The organism is Pseudomonas sp. WS 5010 (assembly GCF_012985565.1).
Lineage (GTDB): Bacteria > Pseudomonadota > Gammaproteobacteria > Pseudomonadales > Pseudomonadaceae > Aquipseudomonas.
The window spans coordinates 288527-314736 of record NZ_JAAQWQ010000003.1 but is presented as its reverse complement, the minus strand read 5'-3'; the positions used below and the strand labels follow the sequence as shown (position 1 = coordinate 314736).

General features: G+C 62.5%; 19 protein-coding genes. 11 read left to right on the top strand and 8 right to left on the bottom strand.

What is annotated here, in order from left to right:
• Positions 1–22: 22 nt before the first annotated feature.
• Positions 23–2281 (top strand): TonB-dependent siderophore receptor, encoded by a 2259-nt coding sequence (locus tag HBO11_RS10345; RefSeq protein ID WP_169950965.1) that lies wholly within the window; start codon positions 23–25, stop codon positions 2279–2281.
• A 260-nt stretch (positions 2282–2541) separates the two neighbouring features.
• The gene (locus HBO11_RS10340; RefSeq protein WP_169950967.1) at positions 2542–2880 is read left to right on the top strand and encodes a hypothetical protein; all 339 of its coding nucleotides are present in this window, start codon (positions 2542–2544) and stop codon (positions 2878–2880) included.
• A 64-nt stretch (positions 2881–2944) separates the two neighbouring features.
• Here the strand turns inward: HBO11_RS10340 and HBO11_RS10335 are convergent, their stop codons facing one another.
• On the bottom strand, positions 2945–4528 hold the full coding sequence (locus HBO11_RS10335) for a peptide chain release factor 3 (protein WP_169950969.1): 1584 nt from the start codon (positions 4526–4528) through the stop codon (positions 2945–2947).
• Between the two features lie 331 nt (positions 4529–4859).
• Between HBO11_RS10335 and HBO11_RS10330 the strand changes: the two genes are divergently transcribed.
• From HBO11_RS10330 to HBO11_RS10310, 5 genes are all read left to right on the top strand, one after another.
• A complete protein-coding gene (locus HBO11_RS10330) occupies positions 4860–5576 on the top strand; it encodes an ABC transporter permease (RefSeq protein WP_169950971.1) in 717 nt (238 codons plus the stop codon).
• 20 nt (positions 5577–5596) lie between these two features.
• Positions 5597–6490 carry a glycine betaine ABC transporter substrate-binding protein gene (locus tag HBO11_RS10325; protein ID WP_169950973.1) on the top strand — a complete coding sequence of 298 codons (894 nt, stop codon included), beginning with the start codon at positions 5597–5599 and terminating at the stop codon, positions 6488–6490.
• 13 nt (positions 6491–6503) lie between these two features.
• Complete coding sequence (locus tag HBO11_RS10320) at positions 6504–7157, top strand: ABC transporter permease (protein ID WP_027604864.1); 654 nt, start codon at positions 6504–6506, stop codon at positions 7155–7157.
• A complete protein-coding gene (locus HBO11_RS10315) occupies positions 7154–8311 on the top strand; it encodes an ABC transporter ATP-binding protein (RefSeq protein WP_029291958.1) in 1158 nt (385 codons plus the stop codon). Before HBO11_RS10320 ends, HBO11_RS10315 begins: the two co-directional genes overlap by 4 nt.
• Positions 8312–8736: 425 nt before the next feature.
• Positions 8737–9900, top strand: a complete 1164-nt coding sequence (locus tag HBO11_RS10310; protein WP_032861941.1) for a type III PLP-dependent enzyme — start codon at positions 8737–8739, stop codon at positions 9898–9900.
• A 26-nt stretch (positions 9901–9926) separates the two neighbouring features.
• On the opposite strand, the gene HBO11_RS10305 is transcribed toward HBO11_RS10310, so the two are convergent.
• On the bottom strand, positions 9927–10673 hold the full coding sequence (locus tag HBO11_RS10305) for a tetratricopeptide repeat protein (RefSeq protein ID WP_169950975.1): 747 nt from the start codon (positions 10671–10673) through the stop codon (positions 9927–9929).
• Positions 10674–10675: 2 nt separating this feature from the next.
• On the bottom strand, positions 10676–11356 hold the full coding sequence (locus HBO11_RS10300) for a Fe2+-dependent dioxygenase (RefSeq protein ID WP_169950977.1): 681 nt from the start codon (positions 11354–11356) through the stop codon (positions 10676–10678).
• A gap of 216 nt (positions 11357–11572) precedes the next feature.
• Here HBO11_RS10300 and HBO11_RS10295 point away from each other — a divergent pair, with 216 nt between their 5' ends.
• Entirely contained in the window at positions 11573–13876 is a 2304-nt protein-coding gene (locus tag HBO11_RS10295) for a TonB-dependent siderophore receptor (protein WP_169950979.1), read from the top strand.
• A gap of 136 nt (positions 13877–14012) precedes the next feature.
• The gene (locus HBO11_RS10290; protein ID WP_169950981.1) at positions 14013–16535 is read left to right on the top strand and encodes a sulfite reductase flavoprotein subunit alpha; all 2523 of its coding nucleotides are present in this window, start codon (positions 14013–14015) and stop codon (positions 16533–16535) included.
• Between the two features lie 45 nt (positions 16536–16580).
• On the opposite strand, the gene HBO11_RS10285 is transcribed toward HBO11_RS10290, so the two are convergent.
• The 4 genes from HBO11_RS10285 to ptsP all read right to left on the bottom strand — a co-directional run bounded on the left by HBO11_RS10285 (position 16581) and on the right by ptsP (position 23719).
• The gene (locus HBO11_RS10285; RefSeq protein ID WP_169950983.1) at positions 16581–18122 is read right to left on the bottom strand and encodes an alkaline phosphatase D family protein; all 1542 of its coding nucleotides are present in this window, start codon (positions 18120–18122) and stop codon (positions 16581–16583) included.
• Between the two features lie 78 nt (positions 18123–18200).
• Positions 18201–19907, bottom strand: coding sequence for a PTS fructose-like transporter subunit IIB (locus HBO11_RS10280; protein ID WP_169950985.1), 1707 nt, complete (start codon positions 19905–19907; stop codon positions 18201–18203).
• Positions 19908–19918: 11 nt separating this feature from the next.
• Complete coding sequence (gene pfkB, locus HBO11_RS10275) at positions 19919–20860, bottom strand: 1-phosphofructokinase (protein ID WP_169950988.1); 942 nt, start codon at positions 20858–20860, stop codon at positions 19919–19921.
• Positions 20861–23719: a phosphoenolpyruvate--protein phosphotransferase gene (ptsP, locus tag HBO11_RS10270; RefSeq protein WP_169950990.1), complete on the bottom strand. Its 2859-nt coding sequence runs from the start codon at positions 23717–23719 to the stop codon at positions 20861–20863. It lies immediately after the preceding gene.
• A 283-nt stretch (positions 23720–24002) separates the two neighbouring features.
• Between ptsP and cra the strand changes: the two genes are divergently transcribed.
• Entirely contained in the window at positions 24003–24998 is a 996-nt protein-coding gene (gene cra / locus HBO11_RS10265) for a catabolite repressor/activator (RefSeq protein ID WP_169950992.1), read from the top strand.
• Positions 24999–25000: 2 nt separating this feature from the next.
• Entirely contained in the window at positions 25001–25804 is an 804-nt protein-coding gene (locus tag HBO11_RS10260; RefSeq protein WP_169950994.1) for a TatD family hydrolase, read from the top strand.
• On the opposite strand, the gene HBO11_RS10255 is transcribed toward HBO11_RS10260, so the two are convergent.
• Positions 25724–26164: a hypothetical protein gene (locus HBO11_RS10255; protein WP_169950995.1), complete on the bottom strand. Its 441-nt coding sequence runs from the start codon at positions 26162–26164 to the stop codon at positions 25724–25726. The two genes, HBO11_RS10260 and HBO11_RS10255, sit on opposite strands and share 81 nt — an antisense overlap.
• Positions 26165–26210 lie beyond the last annotated feature (46 nt).

Genomic DNA, 26210 nt, shown 5'->3' with positions numbered 1-26210 from the left:
TTTCATAAAGGATTTTGCGGACATGTCACCTCGATTCAGGCTCAGCCACTTCTCCCTGGCGTTTATCGCCGCCCTTTCATCCCCTGCGCTGCTGGCGGACACCCTGGAAAGAGAGCGCGACAAAGTGCCGGTAGAAGCTAGCGACCTGCCCGTCGATGGCACCTCCCAGGCCCTGGAGCTGAGCGAAACGCGCATCCTGGGCACCGCCGCCGAAGAGCTCAAGCAGGCACCCGGCGTGTCGATCATCACCGCCGAAGACATCAAGAAACGCCCACCCACCAACGATCTGTCGGACATCATCCGCCGTGAACCCGGCGTCAACCTGAGCGGCAACAGTTCCAGCGGCAGCCGTGGCAACAACCGCCAGATCGACCTGCGCGGCATGGGCCCGGAAAACACCCTGATCCTGATCGATGGCAAGCCGTCGACCTCGCGCAATGCCGTGCGCTACGGCTGGAGCGGCGACCGTGATACCCGTGGCGAAACCAACTGGGTACCGGCCGAGGAAGTCGAACGCATTGAAATCCTGCGCGGCCCGGCCGCCGCGCGCTACGGCTCCGGGGCCATGGGCGGGGTGATCAACATCATCACCAAGCGCCCCACCGACCAGTTGCACGGCTCGCTGACCACTTACGTGTCGCTGCCCGAAGACGATGCCGAAGGCATGAGCAAGCGCACCAACTTCAACCTCAGCGGGCCGCTGAGCGATACCCTGGCGTTCCGGGTGTATGGCGGCCTGAACAAGACCGATGCCGACGACTCCACCATCAACCAGGCTGAACAGGCCACCGCCGACTCGCTGGTTGCCGGCCGCGAGGGTGTGCGCAACAAAGACGTCAACGGCTTGCTCAGTTGGCAATTCACCCCTGAGCAAACCCTGGACCTGGAAGCCAGCTACAGCCGCCAGGGCAATATCTTCGCCGGCGACACCATGCTTAACGGCGGCGGCGTGTTCGTTAACAGCCTGGTCGGCAAAGAAACCAGCGTGATCCAGCGCAGTAGTTTCTCCGCCACCCACCGTGGCGAGTTCGACTGGGGCTCGACCCTGGCCTCCCTGAGCCACGACCTGACCCGCAACGCACGCCTCAACGAAGGCCTGGCCGGCTCCGGCGAGGGCGCACCCTCCGCCACCGCTGGCCGTTTCGAATCGCGCCTGCGCAACACCCGGGCCACCGCCGAGGTCAACCTGCCCCTGAGTTTCGGCACCGAGCAGGTGCTGACCCTGGGCAGCGAATACCTCTACGAGTCGATGAACGACCCAGGCTCGCTGCGCCCACAAAGCTACGACCCAGGCACCGGCGGCGTGCCGAGCATTCCGGGGATGAGCCGCAGCAGCACCAAGACCACGGCCTCGAGCTACGCGCTGTTCGCCGAGGACAACATCGAAGTCGGCAGCAAGACCATCATCACCCCCGGCCTGCGCTACGACGATCATGAAGAATACGGCGGCAACTGGAGCCCGAGCCTCAACGCCTCGCACCAGTTGACCGATGAACTGAGCCTCAAGGGCGGGATTGCCCGGGCCTACAAGACGCCCAACCTGTACCAGTCCAACCCCAACTACTTGCTGTACAGCCGTGGCAACGGCTGCAACGCCGGCGAAACCAACTCCGGTGGCTGCTACCTGGTGGGCAACCCGGACCTGAAACCGGAAATCAGCGTCAACAAGGAAATTGGCCTGGCCTATGACAAAGGCACCTGGCGCACCAGCGCGACTTACTTCCGTAATGACTACAAGAACAAAATCAACGCCAGCAACACCGCCGCCTACCGCCTGGACGGCGGGCGCCGTGTGCTGGAATGGGAAAACAGCGGCGCCGCGCTGGTGCAGGGGGTCGAGGGCAACCTGTTCATGAGCTTGCGCGACGACCTGGACTGGAACACCAACCTGACCTACATGATCGACTCCAAGGACAAGGACACCGGCGAGCCGCTGAGCGTCATTCCCAAGTACACGGTCAACACCACGCTGGACTGGCAGGCCACCGACAAGCTGTCGTTCCAGGTCAGCGGCACCTACTACGGCAAGCAGGAGTCGCCAACCCTCAACTCGCGCAGCGCCAGCAACTATGATCGCAGCGCCCAGCAGGACGTGGACCCGTACGGCTTGATGGGCTTGAGCAGCGGCTACGAGTTCAACAAGAACCTGAGCGTACGCGTGGGCATCGAAAACCTGCTGGACAAGCGCCTGTATCGCAAAGGCAATGCTGATGATGCGGGCGCCCAGACGTACAACGAACCGGGTCGGGCGTATTTTGCGTCGGTGACGGCTTCGTTCTAAGGCCAGTTACCTGCGCCTGTATCTCTGCTCCGCCCGGCATGCCTGGCGGAGCTTTTTTAATGGTCATTCTGACGCACGTAATTACCGCCTATTCGCGATAAAACCAACGACAAGTCCGACATTAAAAACAGCACCAATCCCCGCCTCACAGACTAACTTTCTGTAACTTGTAACCTCTATGTTTCCGCAATTGCGCAACGCCACGCGCAAAGAATAAAGTCCGCCCGCTGCAACTTCTTATATTCTTTGCGAGGGCTGTCATGCGAGACATTTCAAAATCCCTGGAAAAGCTGCTGTCTGATATCTACGAGGACGGCGACGTGTCGCTGGCGGAGTTCAAGGCCTTGCAGGTCGAGTCTGACCGGCGCTGGGAAAGAGTGGTCGATGAACTAGGGAATAACAATACACTGCTGTCTTTTCAAAGTGCGATGGATGTTGCCATGCACCTATTGTTCTTGAGTGTGAACTATATAAAAAATCAGGAAATCACTGACGTGGGCGAAGCAATTGTCAAAGATGCAATAGCCGCACAAGTTGAAACCCTAAGAGCGGGGGCTGATCTAAGCCTGAAACAACTTAAAGTTGGGCCCAACACCTAATAATCTACCGCCAAATAAAAAGGCGAAGCCATCACAGCTTCGCCTTTTTTCGTACCGCTAACCCTTAGTGATGCTCGCGCGTCGCCCGGAATTTCACATCCGGCCAGCGCTCTTCCATCAGCGCCAGGTTGACCCGCGTCGGCGCCAGGTAGGTCAGGTGACCGCCGCCGTCGATGGCGAGGTTTTCCACGGCCTTGTTGGAAAACTCTTCGAGCTTCTTCTTGTCGCTGCAATCAATCCAGCGCGCGGAGTACACGGTGATCGGCTCGTAGGAGCATTCGACCTTGTATTCCTCTTTCAAGCGGCTGGCCACCACATCGAACTGCAGCACACCCACGGCGCCGAGGATGATGTCGTTGCTGCGCTCGGGGAAGAACACCTGGGTGGCGCCCTCTTCCGCCAACTGCTGCAAGCCCTGGCGCAGTTGCTTGGACTTGAGCGGGTCGCGCAGGCGTACGCGGCGGAACAGTTCCGGGGCGAAGTGCGGGATGCCGGTGAAGCCCAGCGCTTCGCCTTCGGTGAAGGTGTCACCGATCTGGATGGTGCCGTGGTTGTGCAGGCCGATGATGTCGCCGGCAAACGCCTCTTCCAACTGCTCACGCTCCGAGGAGAAGAACGTCAGGGCGTCGCCGATACGCACGTCCTTGCCGGTGCGTACGTGGCGCATCTTCATACCTTTTTCGTATTTGCCGGAGCAGATACGCATAAAGGCGATACGGTCGCGGTGCTTGGGGTCCATGTTCGCCTGGATCTTGAACACGAAACCGCTGAATTTCTCTTCAACCGGCTCCACGGTCCGTTCGTTGGCAACCCGCGCCAGTGGTTTCGGTGCCCAGTTGACCACCGCATCCAGTACGTGGTCGACGCCGAAGTTGCCCAGGGCGGTACCGAAGAACACCGGGGTCAGTTGCCCGTCGAGGAATTCCTGCTGGTTGAACTCATGGCAGGCGCCCTGCACCAGTTCCAGTTGATCGACGAAGCGGTCGTACTCGTCACCCAGGTGGGCGCGGGCCTCATCGGAGTCGAGTTTCTCGATGATCTTCACATCGGTGCGTTCGTGACCGTGGCCAGCGGTGTAGACAATGATGTAGTCGTCGGCCAGGTGGTACACGCCCTTGAAGTCGCGGTAGCAGCCAATCGGCCAGGTGATCGGCGCGGCCTTGATCTTCAGGACGGCTTCGATTTCATCCAGCAGTTCGATCGGGTCGCGGATGTCGCGGTCGAGTTTGTTGATAAAGCTGACGATCGGCGTGTCACGCAGGCGGCACACGTCCATCAGGGCGATGGTGCGGGGCTCGACGCCCTTACCACCGTCGAGGACCATCAAGGCCGAGTCCACCGCGGTCAAGGTGCGGTAGGTGTCTTCGGAGAAGTCTTCGTGGCCCGGGGTGTCGAGCAGGTTGATCATGTGGTCGCGATAGGGGAACTGCATGACCGACGTGGTAATGGAAATACCCCGTTGCTTCTCCATCTCCATCCAGTCGGAGGTGGCATGGCGATCAGACTTGCGGGATTTCACCGTGCCGGCCACTGCGATCGCCTTGCCCATCAGCAGGAGCTTTTCGGTGATGGTGGTTTTACCGGCATCGGGGTGGGAAATAATGGCGAAAGTGCGGCGTTTCGCGACTTCGGCGGCCTGGTGGGTCATGGGAAATCGCCTGGCAGGTGAGTCAAAAAAGGGCGGCGAGTATAGCGCAAACCCAGGGAGCCGGACCACCGTTCACCCGATTGGGGGTGGCTAAATGCTGCCAAGTATGGAACCTTTTAAAAGGTAGAGACGTCCACTCCCCTGCTACCGCACTCGTAACAGGGGCTGAAAAATCAGCAAGTTAGCCTGACGAGGCTGCGCTCATGGCTTGATCGCATACCGCATTGCCGGTATCGGCGAGCTGCTTTTCGCGAACATATTCGCCGACAGCCAGGAATGGCATTGCCGCTCGGAAATGTGTTCGCCGACAAAAGAAAAAAGGAGTCCGCCTGTGGCTATTCGCTATGGCAAAGGGCTGATAGGAGGAGCGGTTGTCGTCGCTCTCCTGGCCCTGCTGGTCCACTGGATCGGCATCAACACGATCGAGATGTACCGCGACGATTTGTTGTTTTACCTGCAAGCTCACCTGATTCTTGTACTTGTCTCCATGCTGGCTGCCCTGATTGTAGGGATCCCCGCCGGTATCCTGCTCAGCCGACCGAATATGGTCGGGCGCGCAGAACGCTTCATGCAGATCTTCAACATCGGCAACACCGTCCCTCCCCTGGCCGTACTGGCCATCGCCCTCGGCGTCCTCGGCATCGGCAGTGGCCCGGCCATCTTCGCCCTGTTCCTCGCCTCCTTGCTGCCCATCGTGCGCAATACCTACGAAGGCCTGAAAAACGTGCAGGGCTCCTTGAAGGAAGCCGCCGTCGGCATCGGCATGACCCCGCGCCAGGTGCTGTTTCGCGTCGAACTGCCCAACGCCGTGCCGATCATCATCGGTGGCGTACGTGTGGCCCTGGCGATCAACGTCGGCACCGCACCGCTGGCGTTCCTGATTGGCGCCAACAGCCTGGGCAGCCTGATCTTCCCCGGCATTGCCCTGAACAATCAGCCGCAATTGCTACTCGGCGCCGCGTGTACCGCGTTGCTGGCGTTGCTGCTTGACGGTCTGGTGACCATGGCCAGCCGCCTCTGGCTGGAACGCGGGTTGCGTCCGTCTTAAGGCTGGGTAAAGGAATCGACATGAAAAAACTGACTTTGATATTGAGCTGCGTCCTGCTGTTTGCAGGTATTGCGCAAGCCGCTGAAAAACCGGTGATCCGTATCGGCGCCCGGGTCTTCACCGAGCAGACCCTGCTCGCCGAAATTACCTCCCAGTACCTGCGCACCAAGGGCTACGACACCCGCGTGACCGGCGGCCTGGGCAGCAACCTGGCGCGCAGTGCCCAGGAGAGCGGGCAACTGGACCTGATCTGGGAGTACACCGGCGTGTCCCTGGTGGCCTACAACCATGTGGACGAGAAGCTCGACAGCGAACAGTCCTACGCACGGGTGAAAGAACTCGACGCAAAAAAAGGCCTGGTCTGGCTGTCGCCGTCGAAGTTCAGCAACACCTACGCCCTGTCCCTGCCGGAAAACGTGGCCAAGGAGTATCCGCAGATCAACACCATCAGCGACCTGACCAAGGCCCTGGCCGAGCCAACCCGTGAAAACCGCCTGGTGGCCCTGGATACCGAGTTCGCCAACCGTTCCGACGGCATGGCCGGCATGGTCAAGCTGTACGGCATGAACCTCACCCGCAAGAACACCCGGCAGATGGACGCAGGCCTGGTCTACACCGCCCTGCGTAATGGCCAGGTATTTGCCGGCCTGGTGTACACCACCGATGGCCGCCTCAACGCCTTCAAATTGAAGCTGCTGGAAGATGACCTGCACTACTTCCCGGACTACACCGCAGCCCCGGTGGTACGCCAGGTTTATCTGGATGCCCACCCGCAATTGGCCGCCGACCTCAAGCCACTGGCGGCGCTGTTCGACGATGAAACCATGCGCCAGCTGAACGCGCGGGTCGACGTCGACCATGAAAGCCCATCGGCCGTTGCCGCTGACTTCCTGCGCCAGCACCCACTCAACTAAAAGAGGAGAAGACATGGAATTTCTGAACGCCTTTTCCCATCTTGATTGGGCCCAAGTCCTGCACCTGACCTGGCAGCACATCACCCTGGTCGGGATCGCCGTGATCCTTGCGATTGTCGTCGGCGTGCCCCTGGGCGTGCTGATGACCCGCTTCCCGACCCTGGCCGGCCCGTTGCAGGCCAGCGCCACGGTGCTGCTGACCGTGCCGTCGATTGCCCTGTTCGGCCTGCTGCTGCCGTTCTACTCCAAGTTCGGCCAGGGCCTGGGGCCGATGCCGGCGATCACCGCCGTGTTCCTCTACTCCCTGCTGCCGATCATGCGTAACACCTACCTGGCCCTGACCGGTGTCGAGCCGGGCATCCGCGAAGCCGCCAAAGGCATCGGCATGACCTTCGGCCAGCGCCTGCGCATGGTCGAGCTGCCCATCGCCGTGCCGGTGATCCTCGCCGGCGTGCGCACCGCGGTGGTGATGAACATCGGTGTAATGACCATTGCCGCCACCATCGGCGCCGGTGGCCTGGGTGTACTTATTCTGGCTTCCATCAGCCGCAGCGACATGTCGATGCTGATCGTTGGCGCCGTGCTGGTCAGTCTCCTGGCCATCTTCGCCGACCTGCTTCTGCAATGGCTGCAACGCTCGCTGACTCCAAAAGGATTGCTCAAATGATCGAACTTCAAAACCTGTCCAAGACCTTCCAAAGCAACGGCAAGACTGTCACCGCCGTTAACGACGTGAGCCTGACTGTCAATGAAGGCGAGATTTGCGTATTCCTCGGCCCCTCGGGTTGCGGCAAGAGCACCACGCTGAAAATGATCAACCGCCTGATCAAGCCCACCTCGGGCAAGATCCTGATCAACGGCGAAGACACCACCGACCTCGACGAAGTGACCCTGCGCCGCAACATCGGCTACGTGATCCAGCAGATCGGCCTGTTCCCCAACATGACCATCGAGGAAAACATCGTGGTGGTGCCCAAGCTGCTGGGCTGGGACAAGCAGAAGTGCCACGACCGCGCCCGTGAGTTGATGAGCATGATCAAGCTCGAACCCAAGCAGTATCTGCACCGCTACCCCCGTGAATTGTCCGGTGGTCAGCAACAGCGGATCGGCGTGATCCGCGCCCTGGCGGCCGACGCGCCATTGCTGCTGATGGATGAGCCATTCGGCGCGGTCGACCCGATCAACCGCGAGATGATCCAGAACGAGTTCTTCGAGATGCAACGCGCATTGAACAAGACGGTGATCATGGTCAGCCATGACATCGACGAGGCGATCAAGCTGGGCGACAAAATCGCCATCTTCCGCGCCGGCAAGCTGTTGCAGATCGACCACCCGGACACCCTGCTGGCCCATCCTGCCGACGAGTTTGTCAGCAACTTTGTCGGCCAGGACAGCACCCTCAAGCGCCTGCTGCTGGTCAAGGCCGAAGACGCGGCGGACAACGCCCCGTCGGTCAGCCCGGAAACGCCGGTGGCCGATGCCCTGGAGCTGATGGACGAGCATGACCGGCGCTATGTGGTGGTCACCTGCGCCGAGAACAAGGCCCTGGGTTATGTACGACGTCGCGACCTGCATCGTCAGACGGGTACCTGCGCCCAATACCTGCGCGAGTTCAACGCCACGGCGGCGTTTGACGAGCACTTGCGCATCCTGTTGTCGCGCATGTACGAGTTCAACCGCTCGTGGCTGCCGGTGATGGATGCCGAGCGGGTGTTTTTGGGTGAAGTGACCCAGGAATCGATTGCCGAGTACCTGAGCTCCGGTAAGTCCCGTGGGGGCAAGACCAGTATCGTGTCGCCTGCCGAGACTGCCTTGGCCTGATAGACCGCTATCACAGACAAGCCAGCTCCCACAGTTGGAATGCAATCCCTGTAGGAGCTGGCTTGCCTGCGATGAATACACCGCAAATCCATCTGATCAGCCCCATCCGGGGAACATCAATCCGTCACACCGGTCGGTTACATAAGTAGCTGCACGGGATCGCGCGACGAACGCGTGCAAAAACGCGACATTTTTAGTTGATCTCAAGCTCCTCACGCCCTAAAGTTCGCGCCGAACGTCCATGCTGGAAACGATCCATCCGGCTCAAGTACTGACGACGAGACAGCAAGGCCAAGGGAAGCTTATCCCGTGGCCTTTTTGCTTTCGGCGACATGCCTTGGGAAGTAGGCGAACCAAAGTGGGGATACGGAGGACGTTCATTTGCACCCATTGATCAATTTAGTTTGCCCTTAGGAGTTCCCAGCATGTCGATCAACGTCGAAGACTATTTCGCGCGCGCCACCTTTGACAAAATGAAGGCGTTCGCCGACAAGCAAGAAACCCCGTTCGTGGTGATCGACACCGCGATGATCAGCCAGGCCTACGATGACCTGCGCGCCGGTTTCGAATTCGCCAAGGTGTACTACGCCGTCAAGGCCAACCCTGCCGTCGAGATCATCGACCTGTTGAAAGACAAGGGTTCGAGCTTCGACATCGCCTCGATCTACGAGCTGGACAAGGTCATGGACCGCGGCGTCAGCGCCGACCGTATCAGCTACGGCAACACCATCAAGAAATCCAAGGACATCCGCTACTTCTACGAGAAAGGCGTGCGCCTGTTCTCCACCGACTCCGAAGCCGACCTGCGCAACATCGCCAAGGCCGCGCCGGGCTCCAAAGTCTATGTGCGTATCCTTACCGAAGGCTCGACTACGGCTGACTGGCCTTTGTCGCGCAAATTCGGCTGCCAGACCGACATGGCCATGGACCTGCTGATCCTCGCCCGCGACCTGGGCCTGGTGCCTTACGGCATCTCGTTCCACGTGGGTTCGCAGCAGCGTGATATCAGCGTGTGGGACGCAGCCATCGCCAAGGTCAAGGTGATCTTCGAGCGCTTGAAAGAAGAAGACGGCATCCACCTCAAGCTGATCAACATGGGCGGTGGCTTCCCGGCCAACTACATCACCCGCACCAACAGCCTGGAAACCTACGCCGAGGAAATCATCCGCTTCCTCAAGGAAGACTTCGGTGACGAGCTGCCGGAAATCATCCTGGAGCCGGGCCGTTCGTTGATCGCCAACGCCGGGATCCTGGTCAGCGAAGTGGTATTGGTTGCACGTAAATCCCGTACCGCCGTCGAGCGCTGGGTGTACACGGATGTGGGCAAGTTCTCCGGCCTGATCGAAACCATGGACGAAGCCATCAAGTTCCCGATCTGGACCGAGAAAAAAGGCGAGATGGAAGAAGTGGTGATCGCCGGTCCTACCTGCGACAGCGCCGATATCATGTACGAAAACTACAAGTACGGCCTGCCGCTGAACCTGGCCATTGGTGACCGCCTGTACTGGCTGTCCACCGGTGCGTACACCACCAGCTACAGCGCCGTTGAATTCAACGGTTTCCCACCGCTGAAATCCTTCTACGTCTGACCCCGTAGGAGCCGGCTTGCCGGCTCCTACAGCTCTTCTGCGCGTTGCTGGTAGGCAGCAGCCATGGCGCGAATCTGCGGATCATTCGCCGCCGCCAGCGCTTTGTGCGCCACCTGCAAAAACTTCAGATTCCCGCCTTCCAGCGCCCGGTGCAGCCACTCCAGCGCCGCCTCGACCTGGCCTTGATCCGCCAGCACCGCCGCATAACTGAACTGCCCGCGAAAATCCCCACCTTCGGCCGAGCGACGATACCAATCGCGCGCTGCGGGCAGGTCTTGCGCGCAAAATTGCCCGTCTTCCAGGTATCGCCCCAACAGGTTCATCGACTTGGCATGCCCCCGTTCGGCAGCCTGGCGATAACAGGCCAGCGCCTGTTGCTGGTCTGGCGTCACACCGCGCCCGGTGGCCAGCAAGTTGGCGTAGTTGTACAACCCCCAATCCAGCCCCGCCTCTGCTGCCTGGCGATACTCGACGGCCGCCGCCCGCTCATCGGCGGCGCAACCCCAGCCGTGTTCCAGGCAGCGCCCCGCCATATTGCGTGCCATCAGGTGCCCGCCCTGTGCCGCAATCCGGAACCAGCGCAGGGCCAGTGCTTCATCGCGCTCGATCCCGCGCCCTTCCAGGAGGATTTGCCCCAGTAGCGCCTGGGCATCGAGCACGCCCTCCTTCGCCGCCATCAGGATCGCCTGGGCCGCGCGGGCCGGTGATTCGTCGAGCATGGCGCGCAGTTGTTCGCCGTCGAGGCGTTCTTCGCGGCGCAAGTGAAAAGCCATGCTCAGACCTCGACCCAGCGACGCAACAGGTTGTGATAGGTGCCGGTGAGCTGGATCAGCGCCGGGTGGTCCGGTACGTCACGGCTCAGTTGCTGGATCGCACCGTCCATTTCGAACAGCAACGTGCGCTGGCTGTCTTCACGCACCAGGCTTTGGGTCCAGAAAAACGCGGCATAGCGCGCACCACGGGTCACGGCGTTGACTTTGTGCAGGCTGGAGCCGGGGTACAGCACCATGTCGCCGGCGGGCAGCTTGACCTGCTGCTGGCCGAAAGTGTCCTGGATCTGCAGTTCGCCGCCGTCGTACTCATCCGGGTCGCTGAAAAACAGCGTGGCGGACAGGTCGGTGCGCACCCGCTCGGGGCTGCCCTTGGGCTGGCGCACGGCGTTATCGATATGAAAGTCGAAGCTGCCCCCCGCGGTGTAGCAATTGAGCAATGGCGGGAAGACTTTGTGTGGCAGCGCCGCCGACATGAATTGCGGGTTTTGCCACAGGCGCTCGAGCATGGCCGCGCCGATTTCCTTGGCCAGTGGGTGGCCTTCGGGCAATTGCAGGTTGTGCTTGGCCTTGGCCGACTGGTGCCCGGCGGTGATCTTGCCGTCTGCCCAGTCCGCCTGCTCCAGGGCTTCGCGGATGCGCAGGACTTCTTCGCGGGAGAACAGGCCGGGAATATGCAGCAGCATGAGACGTTACCTGAGGGCAGAGGGGCGCCAATGGTATTGATTACTATTGACGCTGTAAAACCCTGATCCGACGGGCAGACGTATGAGCCCGCAAAAACCGTAACTCCCGAAGTGTAAATTTTGTAAATAGAGTGCAAATAGCAATACCTCTCAATTGCTATGCATAATTGTTTACAATATATTTCGCGCCCTAACATCCTTGGGGTAGGGAATTTCATGTCGCGCCACATTACAAAAACACCAAACAGTTCACCGCGCTTGCTGGCCTCGGCCATTGGCGTGGCCATCAGCGCCAGCTCTGTCGCCCATATGGCGCAAGCGGCCCAAGAGACCGAACAAAAAGGCGAGCGCAACAGCATTTCCCTGGGGGCCACCAGCATCACCGGCCAGGAACAGGACGCAACCTCCTACCAGACCGAAAAAGCCTCTTCGCAGAAATACACCGCGCCGCTGGTCGACACCCCGCGCTCCGTCACCGTGGTGCCAGCGCAGGTGCTCAAGGACACCGCCGCCACCTCGCTGCAGGACGCTCTGCGTACCGTGCCGGGGATTACCTTTGGTGCCGGTGAAGGCGGCAACCCCCAGGGCGACCGTCCGTTTATCCGTGGCTTCGATGCCCAGGGCGACACCTACCTGGACGGCGTGCGTGATACCGGCGGCCAGAGCCGGGAAATTTTCGATATCGAGTCCATCGAAGTCAGCAAGGGCCCCAACTCCTCGTTCGGTGGACGTGGCTCGGCCGGTGGCAGCCTCAACCTGGTGAGCAAGACCCCACAAGCACGGGACTTCCTCAACGGCGGCTTTACCTACGGCTCCGACCAGACCCGGCGCTATGCCCTCGACGTCAACCGCCAGTTCCTCGACAACGCCGCGTTCCGCCTGAACCTGATGAGCCACGAACAGAACGTGGCCGGCCGCGACGCGGTCAATTACGACCGTTGGGGCGTGGCACCGTCGCTGACCTTTGGCCTGGGCACCCCGACCCGCGTCAACCTCAGCTACTACCACATGGAAAGCAACGACCTGCCGGACTCGGGCATTCCCTACGGCTACAGCAACAGTTCCGCGACGGCTGTGCATGTGCATGACAAACCCACCGACGGCGGCGACAGCAGCAACTTCTATGGTTTGAAGGATCGCGACTTCCGCAAGACCCGCGCCGATATCAGTACGTTCTCCATCGAACACGACCTGAACGACAACATGACGCTCAAGAACACCCTGCGCCACGGCAGCACCGGCCAGGACTACGTGCTCACCCAACCGGACGACAGCCAGCACAACGTCAACCAGTTCGGTACCGTCTGGCGCCGGGCCAACAGCCGCGTGTCCACCACCACGACCACCACCAACCAGACCGATCTGTTTGGCAGCTTCCAGGCCCTGGGCTTCAAGCACAGCTACTCCACGGGGCTGGAGTTTACCGGTGAAGAAACCCGTGTCAGCGGTTACACCGTCAGCCCCAACAGCAACCCGAGCTGCACCGTGGCCGGCGGCGGCAAGGGCGGCCAGTGCACTTCGTTGAGCGACCCGAACCCCAACGATGCCTGGACCGGCAGCGTCGCCCGCAACTACATGGGCACCAACACCAAGGCCACCAGCCGCGCCGCGTACGTGTTCGACACCATCGAACTCGACCCGCAGTGGCTGCTGAACGTCGGCCTGCGCTACGACACGTTCGACACCGAGGCCAACACCAACGCGGTACCCTCCGCCACGGTAAAAGCCCGCACCAAGCTCAAGGACGACAGCCAGTTCTTCAACTGGCAGGCCGGCCTGGTCTGGAAGCCGATGGAAAACGGCAGCATCTACACCTCCTATGCCACTTCGGCCTCGCCTGCTGGCGGCCTGGTGGGTGAAGGTGTCGACTCCAACGCCATCCCAACCGGCATCAACACCAGCGACATGAAACCGGAAGAAACCGTCAACTACGAGCTGGGCACCAAGTGGGATTTGTTCCACGACCGCCTGTCCCTGACCGCTGCCGTGTTCCGCACCGAGAAGAAAAACGCGCGGGTTCTGGTCAACTCCAACACCTATGAAAACGCCGGTGAGTCCCGGGTCGATGGCCTGGAGCTTTCCGCCAGCGGCAAACTCACCGAGCAGTGGCAGGTATTCGCCGGCTACAGCTACCTGAAAAGCGAGCTGGTGGACCCCGGCAAAAACGGCAACCGTTTGGGTGTCGTCACCGCCGGCTCCAACAAAGGCAACGAAATGCCCAACACGCCGAAGCACTCCTTCAGCCTGTGGACCACCTATGACATCACCTCGAAACTGACCGTCGGTGGCGGCGCGTTCTATGTCGACGACGTCTACGGCGACCCTGCCAACACCGTCTACGTACCGTCCTACACCCGCTACGACGCCATGGCCAGCTACAAGCTGACCAAGAACGTCGACCTGCAATTGAACGTGCAGAACCTGACCGACAAGACCTACTACGACAAGGCCTATGGCGCACACTTCGCCAACCAGGCAGCCGGTCGTACGGCACTGTTGACCACCAGCTTCCACTTCTAAGACGCTGTAGGTTTCATGCAAAAGCCCCGCGCATCGGATGCTCGGGGCTTTCGTATGTAAAAAAGAATCTTTCTCGACAACTCACGGCATAATGCGCGCCGTAAAATTCCTATCCAGCTCAGCGAGGCCGTCCGACGTGTTGAAGAAGACCCTATTCCAGTTGCACTGGTTTTTCGGCATTACCGCCGGGCTGGTGTTGGCATTGATGGGGATTACCGGGGCCGCGTACTCGTTCCAGGATGAAATCCTGCGGGCGCTCAACCCCACGGTACTGACCGTGCACCAGCAACCCGCCGGGGTGCTGCCACCCGCTGAACTGGTGCGCAAACTCGAAGCCACCGAAGGCAAGGCCGTGTCCATGCTGTGGGTGGAAAGCGAAAGCGGCAACGCCGCCCGGGTCTTCTTCACGCCGCCACCGGGCGAACGCCGAGGGCAGATGCGCTACTTCGACCCGTACACCGGCGACTACCTGGGCGACGCCGTCGGCCAGGACTTTTTCGGCCTGATGCTGCAACTGCACCGCTTCCTCGCCATGGGCGATACCGGCCGGCAAATCACCGGCGCCTGTACGCTGATCCTGACTTTCTTCTGCCTCTCCGGCCTGTACCTGCGCTGGCCGCGCCAGGTGGCGAACTGGCGTGCCTGGCTGACCCTGGACTGGCGCAAGAAAGGCCGCAGTTTCAACTGGGACCTGCACTCGGTGTTCGGCACCTGGTGCCTGCTGTTCTACCTGTTGGCCGCGCTCACCGGTTTGTCGTGGTCCTACGAGTGGTACAACAAGGGCCTGACCAAGCTGCTGTCCGATGCCCCGCAAAACGAGCGGGTGCGCAATCGCGGCCCGGCGCCGGCGGGCCCGGCACCCGTGGCCAACTACGAGGCGATCTGGAGCAGCATCTACAGCACCGCCGGCCCGGGCCTGAGTGCCTACAACATCCGTATGCCAGCCGTCGCCGGGCAACCGGCCACGATCTACTACCTGTTGCAGAACTCTCCCCATGACCGCGCGCTGAACCAGATCAACCTGGACCCGGCCACCGGCGTGGTCAAAAGTGTTCAACGCTATGGCGATAAAAGCCTCAAGGCGCAATTGCTGACCAGCATCTATGCGCTGCATGTGGGCAGTTACTTCGGCCTGGTGGGGCGGATCATCCTTACCGTCACTTCGCTGTGCATGCCGCTGTTCTTTATTACCGGCTGGTTGCTGTACCTGGACCGCCGCCGCAAAAAGCGCCAGGTGCGCGATGCACGCAAAGGTCTGGGCGAAAACCCTGGCAATGCACCGGCCTGGCTGATCGGTTTCGCCAGCCAGAGCGGCTTTGCCGAGCAACTGGCCTGGCAGACCGCCGGCCAGTTGCAGGCGGCCGGGTTGCCGGTGAAGGTGCAGCCCCTGGGCAGTGTCAGTGAAGACGACTTGCGCCAGTCGGAACATGCGCTGTTTGTGGTCAGCACCTTCGGCGACGGCGAAGCCCCGGACAGCGCGCGCGGCTTCGAACGCAGCGTGCTGGGCCAAGACCTTGCCCTCCAGGGCCTGAACTACTCGGTGCTGGCTCTGGGCGATCGTCAATACCAGCACTTTTGCGGCTTTGCCCGGCGCCTGCACTTCTGGCTGACCAACCAGGGCGGCAACCCGTTGTTCGCCCCGGTGGAAGTCGACAGCGGCGACCAGGAGGCCCTGTTGCACTGGCAACAGCAACTGGGGCAGATCACCGGCCACGCACCGGCCGCCTGGGCCAGCGCCAGCTACGAAAGCTGGACCTTGGACCGGCGCACCCTGCTCAACCCAGACAGCAGCGGCTCGGGCGTCTACCTGCTGGGGCTCACCCCGCCCGCCCCACGGAACTGGCTGGCCGGCGACCTGGTGGAAATCCTGCCACGCAATTGCCCGTGGGCCGTCGAACATTTCCTCGACGGCCTGGGCATCGCCGGCACGGACGAAGTGCTGATCGATGGCCTGGCGCGGCCCCTGGAACAGGTGCTTGCCAGCCGCCAGTTGCCGGACAACCGCTCCCACCTGGTCGGCCTGCACGCCCAGGCCCTGGTAGAGGCGCTGGTGCCGGTGGGCATGCGCGAATACTCCATCGCCTCGATTGCCAGCGATGGCGTACTGGAACTGATCGTGCGCCAGGAACGCCACGCCGACGGCAGCCTGGGCCTGGGTTCAGGCTGGCTGACCGAACACGCGCCGCTGGGCGCGGCAATCAGCCTGCGGTTGCGGCGCAACAGCGGCTTCCACCTGCCGACTGACCCGGTACCGCTGATCCTGCTGGGCAACGGCACCGGCCTTGCCGGCTTGCGCAGCTTGCTCAAGGCGGGCATCGCCGACGGCCAGCAGCGCAACTGGTTGCTGTTCGGCGAACGCAACATCGCCCACGACTACCACTGCCAGGACGAGCTGCAAGGCTGGCTGGCCAGTGGCGACCTGGCGTTGCTGGACCTGGCGTTTTCGCGGGATCAAGAAGAGAAGATCTACGTCCAGGACCGCCTGCGCGAATCCGCCGATGTATTGCGTAAATGGCTGGCCGAGGGCGCGGCGATTTATGTCTGTGGCAGTTTGCAGGGCATGGCGGGCGGGGTGGACCAGGTGTTGGTGGACGTCCTGGGAAGCGAGGCGGTGGAACGCCTTATCGAACAGGGCCGCTACCGCCGGGATGTGTACTGACGTACACCCATCAAAATGTGGGAGCGGGCTTGGGCGCATTTCAGGTCAGGCGGGTTGGAGTTTTTGTTCGAATACCGACACGCCATCGAGGTCGCGTAGTGTGACCGTCAACTCCGCCGTCTGCCCATCAATCTGCACCTCGCCAAAAAACTGGAACCCCGCAAACGGCGATGTGTTTTGCACCGCCGGGGCCTTTTCAAATACCACCTGCGGGCCAAAGGTCTTATCCAAAGGATTGGGCCCGAAGCTCCCGGCGTTCAGCGGCCCCGCGACGAATTCCCAGAACGGCTCGAAATCCTGGAACGCCGCCCGGTCCGGGTGGTAGTGGTGCGCCGCGCAGTAGTGCACATCAGCGGTCAGCCACACATGGTTACGCACCTGTTGCGCGCGCAGGAAGCCCAGCAATTCGGCAATTTCCAGCTCACGGCCCTGGGCCGCGCCCGGGTCGCCGTTGGCCACCGCCTCCCAGCGCGGCACGCCGGGGCTGACTTCGCCGTCGGGCACGCCGAGGCCGATGGGCATGTCGGCGGCGATCACCTTCCACTGCGCCTTCGACGCCTTGAGTCCGCCCTTGAGCCAGTCCAGTTGCGCCCGCCCCAGAAACGGTTTGGTCCCGCCCAGGTTGTCATCGTTGGCCCCGCGATAGCTGCGCATATCCAGCACAAACACATCGAGTAACGGCCCGTAGCTGAGCTTGCGGTAGATGCGCCCACCCTGGTCGGCGCCCTGCAAGCGCATCGGCGCATATTCCAGCCAGGCCTGGCGTGCGCGGCCCACCAGGGTGGTGATGTCCTTGGTCTGGTAACGCTCGTCCAGTTGCTTGCCGGGCGACCAATTGTTGACCACTTCGTGATCGTCCCATTGCCAGATCTGCGGCACCTGGGCATTGAAGCGGCGCACGTTGTCGTCCATCAGGTTGTAGCGGTAGTTGCCACGGTATTCATCCAAGGTTTGCGCGACTTTGCTCTTGGCCTCGGTAGTAAGGTTGCGCCAGATGCGCCCGCCTTCGGTGGTCAATTGCGCCGGTACCGGGCCGTCGGCGTAGATGGTGTCGCCGCTGTGGATAAAAAAGTCCGGCAGGCGCAGGCGCATGGCTTCGTAGATGCGCATGCCGCCAATATCCGGGTTAATCCCAAAGCCCTGGCCGACGGTGTCGCCGCTCCACACAAAGCGGATATCGCGCCGTTGTTGCGGCACGCTGCGCAGGTGGCCGAACCAGGGCTCGCTGGCCACGCCGGTCTGCGCATCCTCAAATTGCACACGGTAGAAAATCGCCTGGTCGGCGGGCAGCCCGGTCAGCTCGACGCGGGCGGTGAAGTCGCTGCGGCTGTCGGCCAAAGGCGAGATGAAACGGCGCGGGTTGCCGAACAGGCTGCGGGTATCCCACTCGACCACCATCCGTGCCGGGCGGTCGCAGCGGCTCCAGATCATGGCGCGGTCGCCCAGCAAGTCGCCAGACTGCACGCCATCGGTCAACTGCGGCCGGTCCTTGACTGAAGCAATTACCGCCGGCGCCAGCCCCGGCAGCAACAGGCCGGCGCCGACGCCCTGGATCACCCGACGACGGCCGGGATTGAAGTGGCTCATGGGTTTGCCTCTGCACAGCAAAAGGAAAACTAAAGCATGGCCGGATGAAGCACAGATGACAGGTGTCGCTACCTACACTCAGGCAACGGCCAGTTCGACGGCCTCCGGACGCTTGATCACGGCGTACACCAGCCCTGTGAGTACGCTGCCGGCAACGATCGCCAACAGGTACAGCAGCGCATGGTTGATGGTGTTCGGGATCAGCATCACAAACAGCCCGCCATGGGGTGCCATCAACTTGCAGCCGAAGTACATCGACAAGGCGCCGGTCAACGCGCCGCCGGCGATGCTGGCGGGGATCACGCGCAGCGGGTCCTTGGCGGCGAACGGGATGGCGCCTTCGGAGATAAAGCACATGCCCAGGATCAACGCGGCCTTGCCGGCTTCGCGCTCGGTCTGGGCGAACTTGCGCCGGGCCAGGAACGTAGCGATAGCCATGCCAATCGGCGGCACCATGCCCGCGGCCATGGTGGCGGCCATCGGCGCGCCGCTCTGGGAGGCCAGCAGGCCGACGGAGAAGGCGTAGGCCGCCTTGTTGATCGGCCCACCGAGGTCGGCGCACATCATCCCACCCAACAGGATGCCCAGCAGCACCGCATTGGTGGTGCCCATGGTGCTGAGAAAGTCCGTAAGGCCCGCCAGCATCTGCGCCACGGGCGGGCCGATCAGGTAGATCATCGCCAGGCCCGTGACCAGGCTCGCCAGCAACGGGATGATCAGGATCGGCTTGAGCGACTCCAGGCTTTGCGGCAATGGCACCGCGCGGGTGATCAGCTTGACGCTGTAGCCGGCGAGGAAACCGGCGAAGATCCCGCCGATAAAACCTGCGCCCAGGGTACTGGCCAGCAGGCCGCCGATCATCCCCGGCGCGAGGCCCGGACGGTCGGCAATCGAGTAGGCGATGTAGCCGGCGAGCAACGGCACCATCAGGGTGAAGGCGTGGTCGCCGACCGCTCTGAGGGCTGCGGCCAGGGTGCCAGGTTCTTCGTAGGCGTGGATCCCGAAGACGTAGGACAGGGCAATCAACAAGCCCCCCGCCACCACCATCGGCAACATGAACGACACGCCGGTCAGCAGGTGCTTGTAGACCCCGGTTTTCTCCGCCTTGGCCACCGCGCCACTGGCCGCGCTTTCCTGTTGGCCTTCGGCCAGCGCTTTGTCGAGGATTGCGGCGGACTGCTTGAGCGCAATGCCGGTGCCGCAACGGTAGATTTTCTTGCCGGCAAAGCGCTCGGTGGCCACTTCGATGTCGGCGGCCAGCAGCACCACATCCGCGTCGCGAATGGCTTGCTCGCTCAGGGGCGTGCGTGCGCCCACCGAGCCCTGGGTTTCCACCTGCAGCTCATAACCCTTGGCCTTGGCAGCCTGCTGCAAGGCTTCGGCGGCCATAAAGGTGTGGGCCACGCCGGTGGGGCAGGCGGTGATGGCGACAATGCGCGGCACGTTTTTTACCGTCGGCACTGTGGTGCTGGCAACGTACAACTGGGCCTCTTGCGCGCCCCGTTGCAGCACCGCTTCAACGTCCTGCAACGCCTGGGCCGGGGTGCTCTGGTACACGCGCTTGCCGACAAAGCGCTGCATGTCCACCGGCGTGCTGGCGACCAGCAACACCCATTCGGCCGCATCGAGGGTGGCCTGAGAAAGTGCGCGCTCGGGGTGGTTCACGTCCACCACCTCCACGCTGGTGCTCCAGCCCTGGCGCTGGGCGGCGGCGTCCAGCAAGCGGGCGCACAGCACACTGGTGACCATGCCGTTGGGGCAGGCAGTAACAATGGCTAATTTCATGACAATCCCTCTTATTGTTCTGTCAGCGGGCGGACGTGCACACCGCTTTCGAGACGCGCCAGCTGCGCGTCGTCGCTGATGCCAAAACCGATCTGCGTGACGGCCATCGCGGCGATGGCCGTGGCCCGCGCCAGGGTTTGCCGCGGTGCCTCCATCGCCAGCAAACCGTGCAGCATGCCGGCCAACAACGAGTCGCCCGCGCCTACGGTACTGGCGACGGTGACCCGTGGCGGCGTGGCCTGCAGGGCAGCGTCGGGACCGAACCAATTGACCCCATCGGCGCCGTGGGACACCACCACATGCTCGACACCTTGCAGGTGCAGGCGCTGGGCGGCCTGGGCCTGTTGCGCGACGGTAGCGGTCGGGCAATCGAGGGCGTCGGCCAGCTCTTCGGTGTTGGGCTTGACCAGCCAGGGGCCGGCCTGCAACCCGGCGCGCAGGGATTCGCCGCTGGTGTCCAGGGCGACTTTCAACCCGAGGTTTTTCAGGTGCAACAACAGGCCCTGCAACCACTGCGGGCTGACACCTTGGGGCAGGCTGCCGGCGACCACCACCACATCATGGCCCGGGGCAATCTGCGTCAACTGGTCGAGCAGGGCCTGTTGCGCCTGCACGCTGACCACCGGCCCCGGCGCGTTGATATCGGTCACCCGGCCGTCCAGCTCGGCCACCTTGATATTGCTGCGGGTTTCCCCCGGCACACGAATAAAGGCATCAACAAAACCCCGACGGGCAATCAACGCTTCAAATGCCTGGGGATTGTCTGCCCCCAGAAAACCGCCAACCGTCACGTGATGGCCAAGGTCTGCCAACACCTGGGCGACGTTCACGCCCTTGCCCGCCGCATGGGTCAGCATGGCCAGGCTGCGATTGACCGCTCCCGGCTCCAGGCGTGTCAGTTGTACGGTCAGGTCCAACGCCGGGTTCAGCGTCAGGCTTAGAATCCTTGCCATTTACACAGCCTCCACAAGGGCACGCACTTGCGCGGGAGAGCCCACGGCCAAGGCGTTTTGTGCGAGGGCCTGGGCCTCGCCCAGGGTGAACTCACGTACCCGGGCCTTGACCTCGGGAATGCTGCGCGCCGAGACGCTCAACTCATCGACCCCCAGGCCCACCAGCACCGGCACTGCCAGCGGGTCGGCCGCCAGCTCACCGCACACCCCGACCCACTTGCCATGGGCATGGGCGGCGCGCACGGTGATGTCGATCAGTTGCAGCACGGCCGGGTGCAGGCCGTCAGCCTGGGCCGACAAGGTTGGATGACCACGGTCGATGGCCAGGGTGTACTGGGTCAGGTCATTGGTGCCGATACTGAAAAAGTCCACTTCCTGGGCCAAAACCGGCGCCAGCAGGGCCGCCGAGGGGACTTCGATCATGATCCCCAGTTGCAGGTCCGCCACTGGGATCTGCGCGCGCAGGCGCTCGGTCATGTCCCGGGCCTGGCGCCACTCATCAACGCTACCGACCATGGGGAACATGATGCGCAGTGGGCGGCCATCCGCCGAGCGCAACAGCGCACGCAGTTGGGTTTCCATGATCTGCGGGCGTTGCAGGGTCAGGCGGATGCCGCGCACGCCAAGGAACGGGTTTTCTTCCTTGGCAATCGGCCAGTACGGCAGCGGCTTGTCACCGCCCACATCCAGGGTGCGCACCACCAGCGGCCGCCCAGCCAGGCCGTCGAGCACACGACGGTACTCGGCTTCCTGGGTGGCTTCGTCCGGGGCCTGGGAATGGGCCATGAAAATCAGTTCGGTGCGCAGCAGGCCAATGCCTTCGGCGCCCTGCTCGACCGCAGCGGCCACACCGGCGCTTTCGCCGATATTGGCGAACACTTCCACCGCATGCCCATCGCGGGTCAAGGCCGGTTCATGGCGTTGCGCGGCGGCGGCCTGCAAGCGTTGCTCGCGGGTGTCGCGCTCCTGGGTAGCACGCTGCAAGGTGTCGGCATCGGCATCCACATGCAGGCGCCCGCGCTGGCCATCGAGCAACAATGGCGTGCCCGAGGCCAGCAGCAAGACCGCCGGCCCGGCGCCGACCAGCGCGGGAATCCCCAGGGCGCGGGCGACGATGGCGCTGTGGGCGGTGGCACCACCGCGTGCGGTGAGAATCCCGGCCACGCGCGTCGGGTCGAGGCGCGCCACATCCGACGGGCCGACCTCATCCATCACCAGAATGTAGGGCTCGTCGGGTTCCTGCGGGGTATCGATGCCACACAGTTGCGCCAGCACCCGCCGGCCGATGTCCCGCAGGTCGGCGGCGCGTTCGGCGAGCAGTGCGTCCTGCAAGGACTCCTGCTGTTTGGCCGCCGCTTCGATCACGCTCATCCACGCGGCTTCGGCGCTTTCGCCTTGTTTGAGGCGGGTGTCGACTTCGTCGGTCAGCTCCGGGTCGTCGAGCATTTCCTGGTGGGTGATGAAAATCTCGCGGATCGCCTTGGACGTGCTGCGCTCGATCAAGCCCTGGATATCGTGGCGCACATCGCGCAATGCTGCGGATAACCGCTCGCGTTCGACGTTGGCCGACTCGCCGCGCAACGGATAGTCGAACGGCTGCAACACCTGGATATGGGCCGGGCCGATGGCGATCCCCGGTGCCGCAGGGATTGCCTGAATCAGGCTGCCGGAGCGCGGCGCGCTGATCAGTGGTTCCACCTCAAGGGCTTCAACCTGTGCACTGACGGCCGGCAGCGGCTCGACGTCTTCACCCAGCCCCTCTTGCACAGCCGCCAGCAGCGCCGGCAGCGCATCGTCGGCAATCGCCGGCTCGGCGACAAATTCCAGCACCTGGCCACGCCGGGCGCCGAGGCTGAGCAGTTTGCTCAAGCTCTTGACCGACACCGCACCGCCCTGCCCGTCGACGATCCGCACGCGGATCTCGCCGTCGAAGCCTTTCGCCAGTTGGGCCAGGGCCTTGGCCGGCCGCGCATGCAGGCCGTGGGCATTGGCCAGGGCGATACGGGCGCTGGGCCAATCGGCGGGCAACTCGCCACCCAGCACTTCGAGGACCGCCCGGCTGCTGGTGGCGCGCCCCAGTTCCTGGCCACGCCCTTCAATCAGCAAGGCGCACAGGCGCTCAAGCAATGCCTGGTGGGCCTCGCCGAGGCTGGCCAGGCAAAACAGGCCGCTCAATGGCTGGCCCAGGTAGCGCATGGGTTTGTCCGGTGTGACAAAGGCCAGGCCCGGGCGCTTGACCGTTTGTTCGCTGTGCAGCCACCACAGGCCATCGCCCAGGGGCAATGCATCGACTTGCTGCAACACCGCGGCAAAGCCATTGCTCACGCAATCGGCCTGGCGCAACAGGCGGGCGCCGCGCCACACCAGTTCTTCGAAATCGTCGGCAGACACGCCCAGGCCGATCATTTGGGCATCCAGCGCCAGCTCCTGAGGCGCGCCTTGCAGCAGCTTGAGCAAGGCGTCGGCCGAGGTGGCGCGGCACAGCGCCTGGCCCAGGTCGGTTTCACCAAGGGCGCGGGTCAGCAGTTGCAGCAGGCGCAGGTGCTCATCGGACTTGGCGGCAATGCCAATCGCCAGGTAGACGATCTGGCCATCGCCCCAATCCACACCGTGGGGAAATTGCAGCAGGCGCACGCCGGTGGCGAACACCTGGTCGCGGGTTTCGGGGGTGCCATGGGGGATCGCAATACCCTGGCCGAGGAAGGTCGAGCCTTGCGCTTCACGGGCTTGCAGGCCGCTCAGGTAACCCTCGGCGACCAGGCCATCGGCTACCAGTTTTTCGGCGAGCAGTTGCAAGGCAGCAGACTTATCCACAGCCAACTGGCCCATGGATATCTGCTCTACGGTGAGCTCAAGCATGCCTTTCTCCTAGTTAGTGCGGGGTGCGCACTAGGTATTGTTTTGATTAAACCGTGCAAAAATAACTGACTGAGCGGTCAATTGGCAGTAGGCACTCAGCGGCGAACATCGTAAAAATACGCTTGCTGAAACGTTTAATCTAGAATTTATGGCAGATTACTGGGTAATTTTGCATCGTTGAAGCACCACTCGGCGCTTGAGTTGCGACAATGGTCGCGTGCAGGAATCGGTTACGATTGGACAAAATGTCGGGGCAAGCTCTAAAAAACAAGGAAATCCCGGTTTGAAACTCAGTGATATTGCACGTCTAGCCGGTGTGTCCGTGACCACCGCCAGCTACGTCATCAATGGCAAGGCCCAACAGCAACGGATCAGCACCGCCACCGTGGAACGGGTGCGGGCGGTGGTCGAGGAGCATGGCTTCACTCCCAACCCCCAGGCCGCAGGGCTGCGCAGCCGACATACCCGCACCTTGGGCTTTATCCTGCCGGACCTGGAAAACCCCAGTTACGCACGGATCGCCAAGCTGTTGGAACAAGGCGCGCGGGCACGTGGCTATCAATTGCTGATCGCCAGTTCCGACGACGATGCCAATAGCGAGCGCCAGTTACTGCAACTGTTCCGTGCGCGGCGTTGTGATGCGCTGTTCGTCGCCAGTTGCCTGCCTGCCAGCGATGACAGTTATCGCGAGCTGCAAGCCAAGGGCCTGCCGGTGATCGCCATCGACCGGGTGATGGAGGCCGAGCAGTTCTGCTCGGTGGTCAGCGATGACCGCCAGGCCTGCCAGCAGTTGACCAGCAGCCTGCTGCAACCGCTGCCCCGGCAGATCGTGTTGATCGGCGCGCGCCCCGAGCTGAGCATCAGCCAGGAACGCGCGGCGGGTTTCCAGCAAGCGTTGCACGGCTTCAAGGGCGAAGTGCTGATCGAGCACGGCGAAGCCTTCAGCCGTGATTGTGGCCGCAAGTTGATGGAAGAACTCCTGCAACGCCTGGGGCATTTACCCGACGCGCTGGTGACCACTTCCTACGTATTGCTACAAGGGGTGTTTGACGCGCTGCATGACTTCCCGCTCAAGTCCCGGCCACTGCGCCTGGGCACCTTTGGTGACACCCAGTTGCTGGACTTCCTGCCGCTACCGGTCAACGCCATGGCCCAGCAGCACGCGCTGATCGCGCAGACGGCCCTGCGCCTGGCGCTGGCGGCGATTGAAGAACAGCACTACCAGCCGGGCGTGCATGCCATTGGCCGGACCTTCAAGCAGCGGATTCACGAGGCGTAGGCGTGGAGCTGATCGACAGCCACACCCACCTCGACTTCGAGGACTTCGACGCTGATCGCGACGAGGTGCTCAGGCACAGCCGCCAGCTCGGCGTGCGGCGCATGGTGGTGCTGGGGGTGTACCAGCGCAATTGGCAGCGGTTGTGGGACCTGGTGCAACAGGACCCGGACCTGCATGGGGCCTTCGGCCTGCACCCGGTGTATCTGGATGAACATCGTCCCGCAGACCTGATCGAATTGGGCGACTGGCTGAGCCGCCTCAAGGGCCATCGCCAGGTGTGCGCCGTGGGGGAAATCGGTCTCGATTACTTTCTCGAGCACCTGGACCGCGAGCGTCAGCAAATATTGTTTGAAACGCAATTGCAGTTGGCCGTGGACTTCCAACTGCCGGCGCTGCTGCATGTGCGCCGCAGCCACGCGGCCGTGATCGCCACCCTCAAGCGCATCCGCCTGGCACGGGGCGGGATCATCCATGCCTTCGCCGGCAGCCGCGAAGAAGCCCGCGAATACATCAAGCTGGGGTTCAAGCTGGGCCTGGGCGGCGCGCCGACCTGGCCCCAGGCCTTGCGCATGCACAAGGTCATCGCCCAACTGCCGCTGGATTCGGTGGTGCTGGAAACCGACTCGCCAGACATGGCCCCCGCCATGTACCCCGGCCAACGCAATAGCCCGCAACACCTGCCGGCAATCTGCGGCGCCCTGGCCGAACTGATGGGCATCAGCCCTTCAGCGTTGGCCGAAGCGAGCACCCGCAACGCTTGCGAACTGTTCAACTGGCCGCTCGATGGCGGGGTTGACCGCCTGTAGCGTCAGGGTCATGCGATGCCGGTGGCGAGCATGACGCAGGGTCAAGAAGTGAATCAGGATCGCCACCAGCGACACGTTCAATTGCCCGACCTTGCTGATCAAGCCGACCCACTCCACCACCAGGGCCACCAACAAGGCCACGCTGGTCAGCACCAGCATGCTCGGGCGCAGCAAGGCCAGGTTGTCCAGGGACTTCAACTGGCGCAGTTGCCTGGGGCAATTGAGCTGTAGGACTTTGTGACAATACGGACAATCAAAGGGCTCGTTGAGAGCAATGGCATTGAGCTGCCAGGGCTTGAGGCCGAAGGTGATGTCGCAGTGGGCGCAATGCCCTTTCACGCCTGGGGTTGTCGCGGTCATGGCCCTGCCTCCCGGAAGCGCTGGATGGGGTGTGAAACAAATTCTC

What these genes read in the sequence shown, in the direction of transcription:
- HBO11_RS10280 (WP_169950985.1), bottom strand. Translation starts at nt 19,907, where the DNA reads ATGAAATTAGCCATTGTTACTGCCTGCCCCAACGGCATGGTCACCAGT.
- pfkB (WP_169950988.1), bottom strand. Translation starts at nt 20,860, where the DNA reads ATGGCAAGGATTCTAAGCCTGACGCTGAACCCGGCGTTGGACCTGACC.
- HBO11_RS10345 (WP_169950965.1), top strand. Translation starts at nt 23, where the DNA reads ATGTCACCTCGATTCAGGCTCAGCCACTTCTCCCTGGCGTTTATCGCC.
- HBO11_RS10335 (WP_169950969.1), bottom strand. Translation starts at nt 4,528, where the DNA reads ATGACCCACCAGGCCGCCGAAGTCGCGAAACGCCGCACTTTCGCCATT.
- HBO11_RS10300 (WP_169950977.1), bottom strand. Translation starts at nt 11,356, where the DNA reads ATGCTGCTGCATATTCCCGGCCTGTTCTCCCGCGAAGAAGTCCTGCGC.
- HBO11_RS10325 (WP_169950973.1), top strand. Translation starts at nt 5,597, where the DNA reads ATGAAAAAACTGACTTTGATATTGAGCTGCGTCCTGCTGTTTGCAGGT.
- HBO11_RS10320 (WP_027604864.1), top strand. Translation starts at nt 6,504, where the DNA reads ATGGAATTTCTGAACGCCTTTTCCCATCTTGATTGGGCCCAAGTCCTG.
- ptsP (WP_169950990.1), bottom strand. Translation starts at nt 23,719, where the DNA reads ATGCTTGAGCTCACCGTAGAGCAGATATCCATGGGCCAGTTGGCTGTG.
- HBO11_RS10310 (WP_032861941.1), top strand. Translation starts at nt 8,737, where the DNA reads ATGTCGATCAACGTCGAAGACTATTTCGCGCGCGCCACCTTTGACAAA.
- HBO11_RS10340 (WP_169950967.1), top strand. Translation starts at nt 2,542, where the DNA reads ATGCGAGACATTTCAAAATCCCTGGAAAAGCTGCTGTCTGATATCTAC.
- HBO11_RS10255 (WP_169950995.1), bottom strand. Translation starts at nt 26,164, where the DNA reads ATGACCGCGACAACCCCAGGCGTGAAAGGGCATTGCGCCCACTGCGAC.
- HBO11_RS10295 (WP_169950979.1), top strand. Translation starts at nt 11,573, where the DNA reads ATGTCGCGCCACATTACAAAAACACCAAACAGTTCACCGCGCTTGCTG.
- HBO11_RS10305 (WP_169950975.1), bottom strand. Translation starts at nt 10,673, where the DNA reads ATGGCTTTTCACTTGCGCCGCGAAGAACGCCTCGACGGCGAACAACTG.
- HBO11_RS10285 (WP_169950983.1), bottom strand. Translation starts at nt 18,122, where the DNA reads ATGAGCCACTTCAATCCCGGCCGTCGTCGGGTGATCCAGGGCGTCGGC.
- HBO11_RS10315 (WP_029291958.1), top strand. Translation starts at nt 7,154, where the DNA reads ATGATCGAACTTCAAAACCTGTCCAAGACCTTCCAAAGCAACGGCAAG.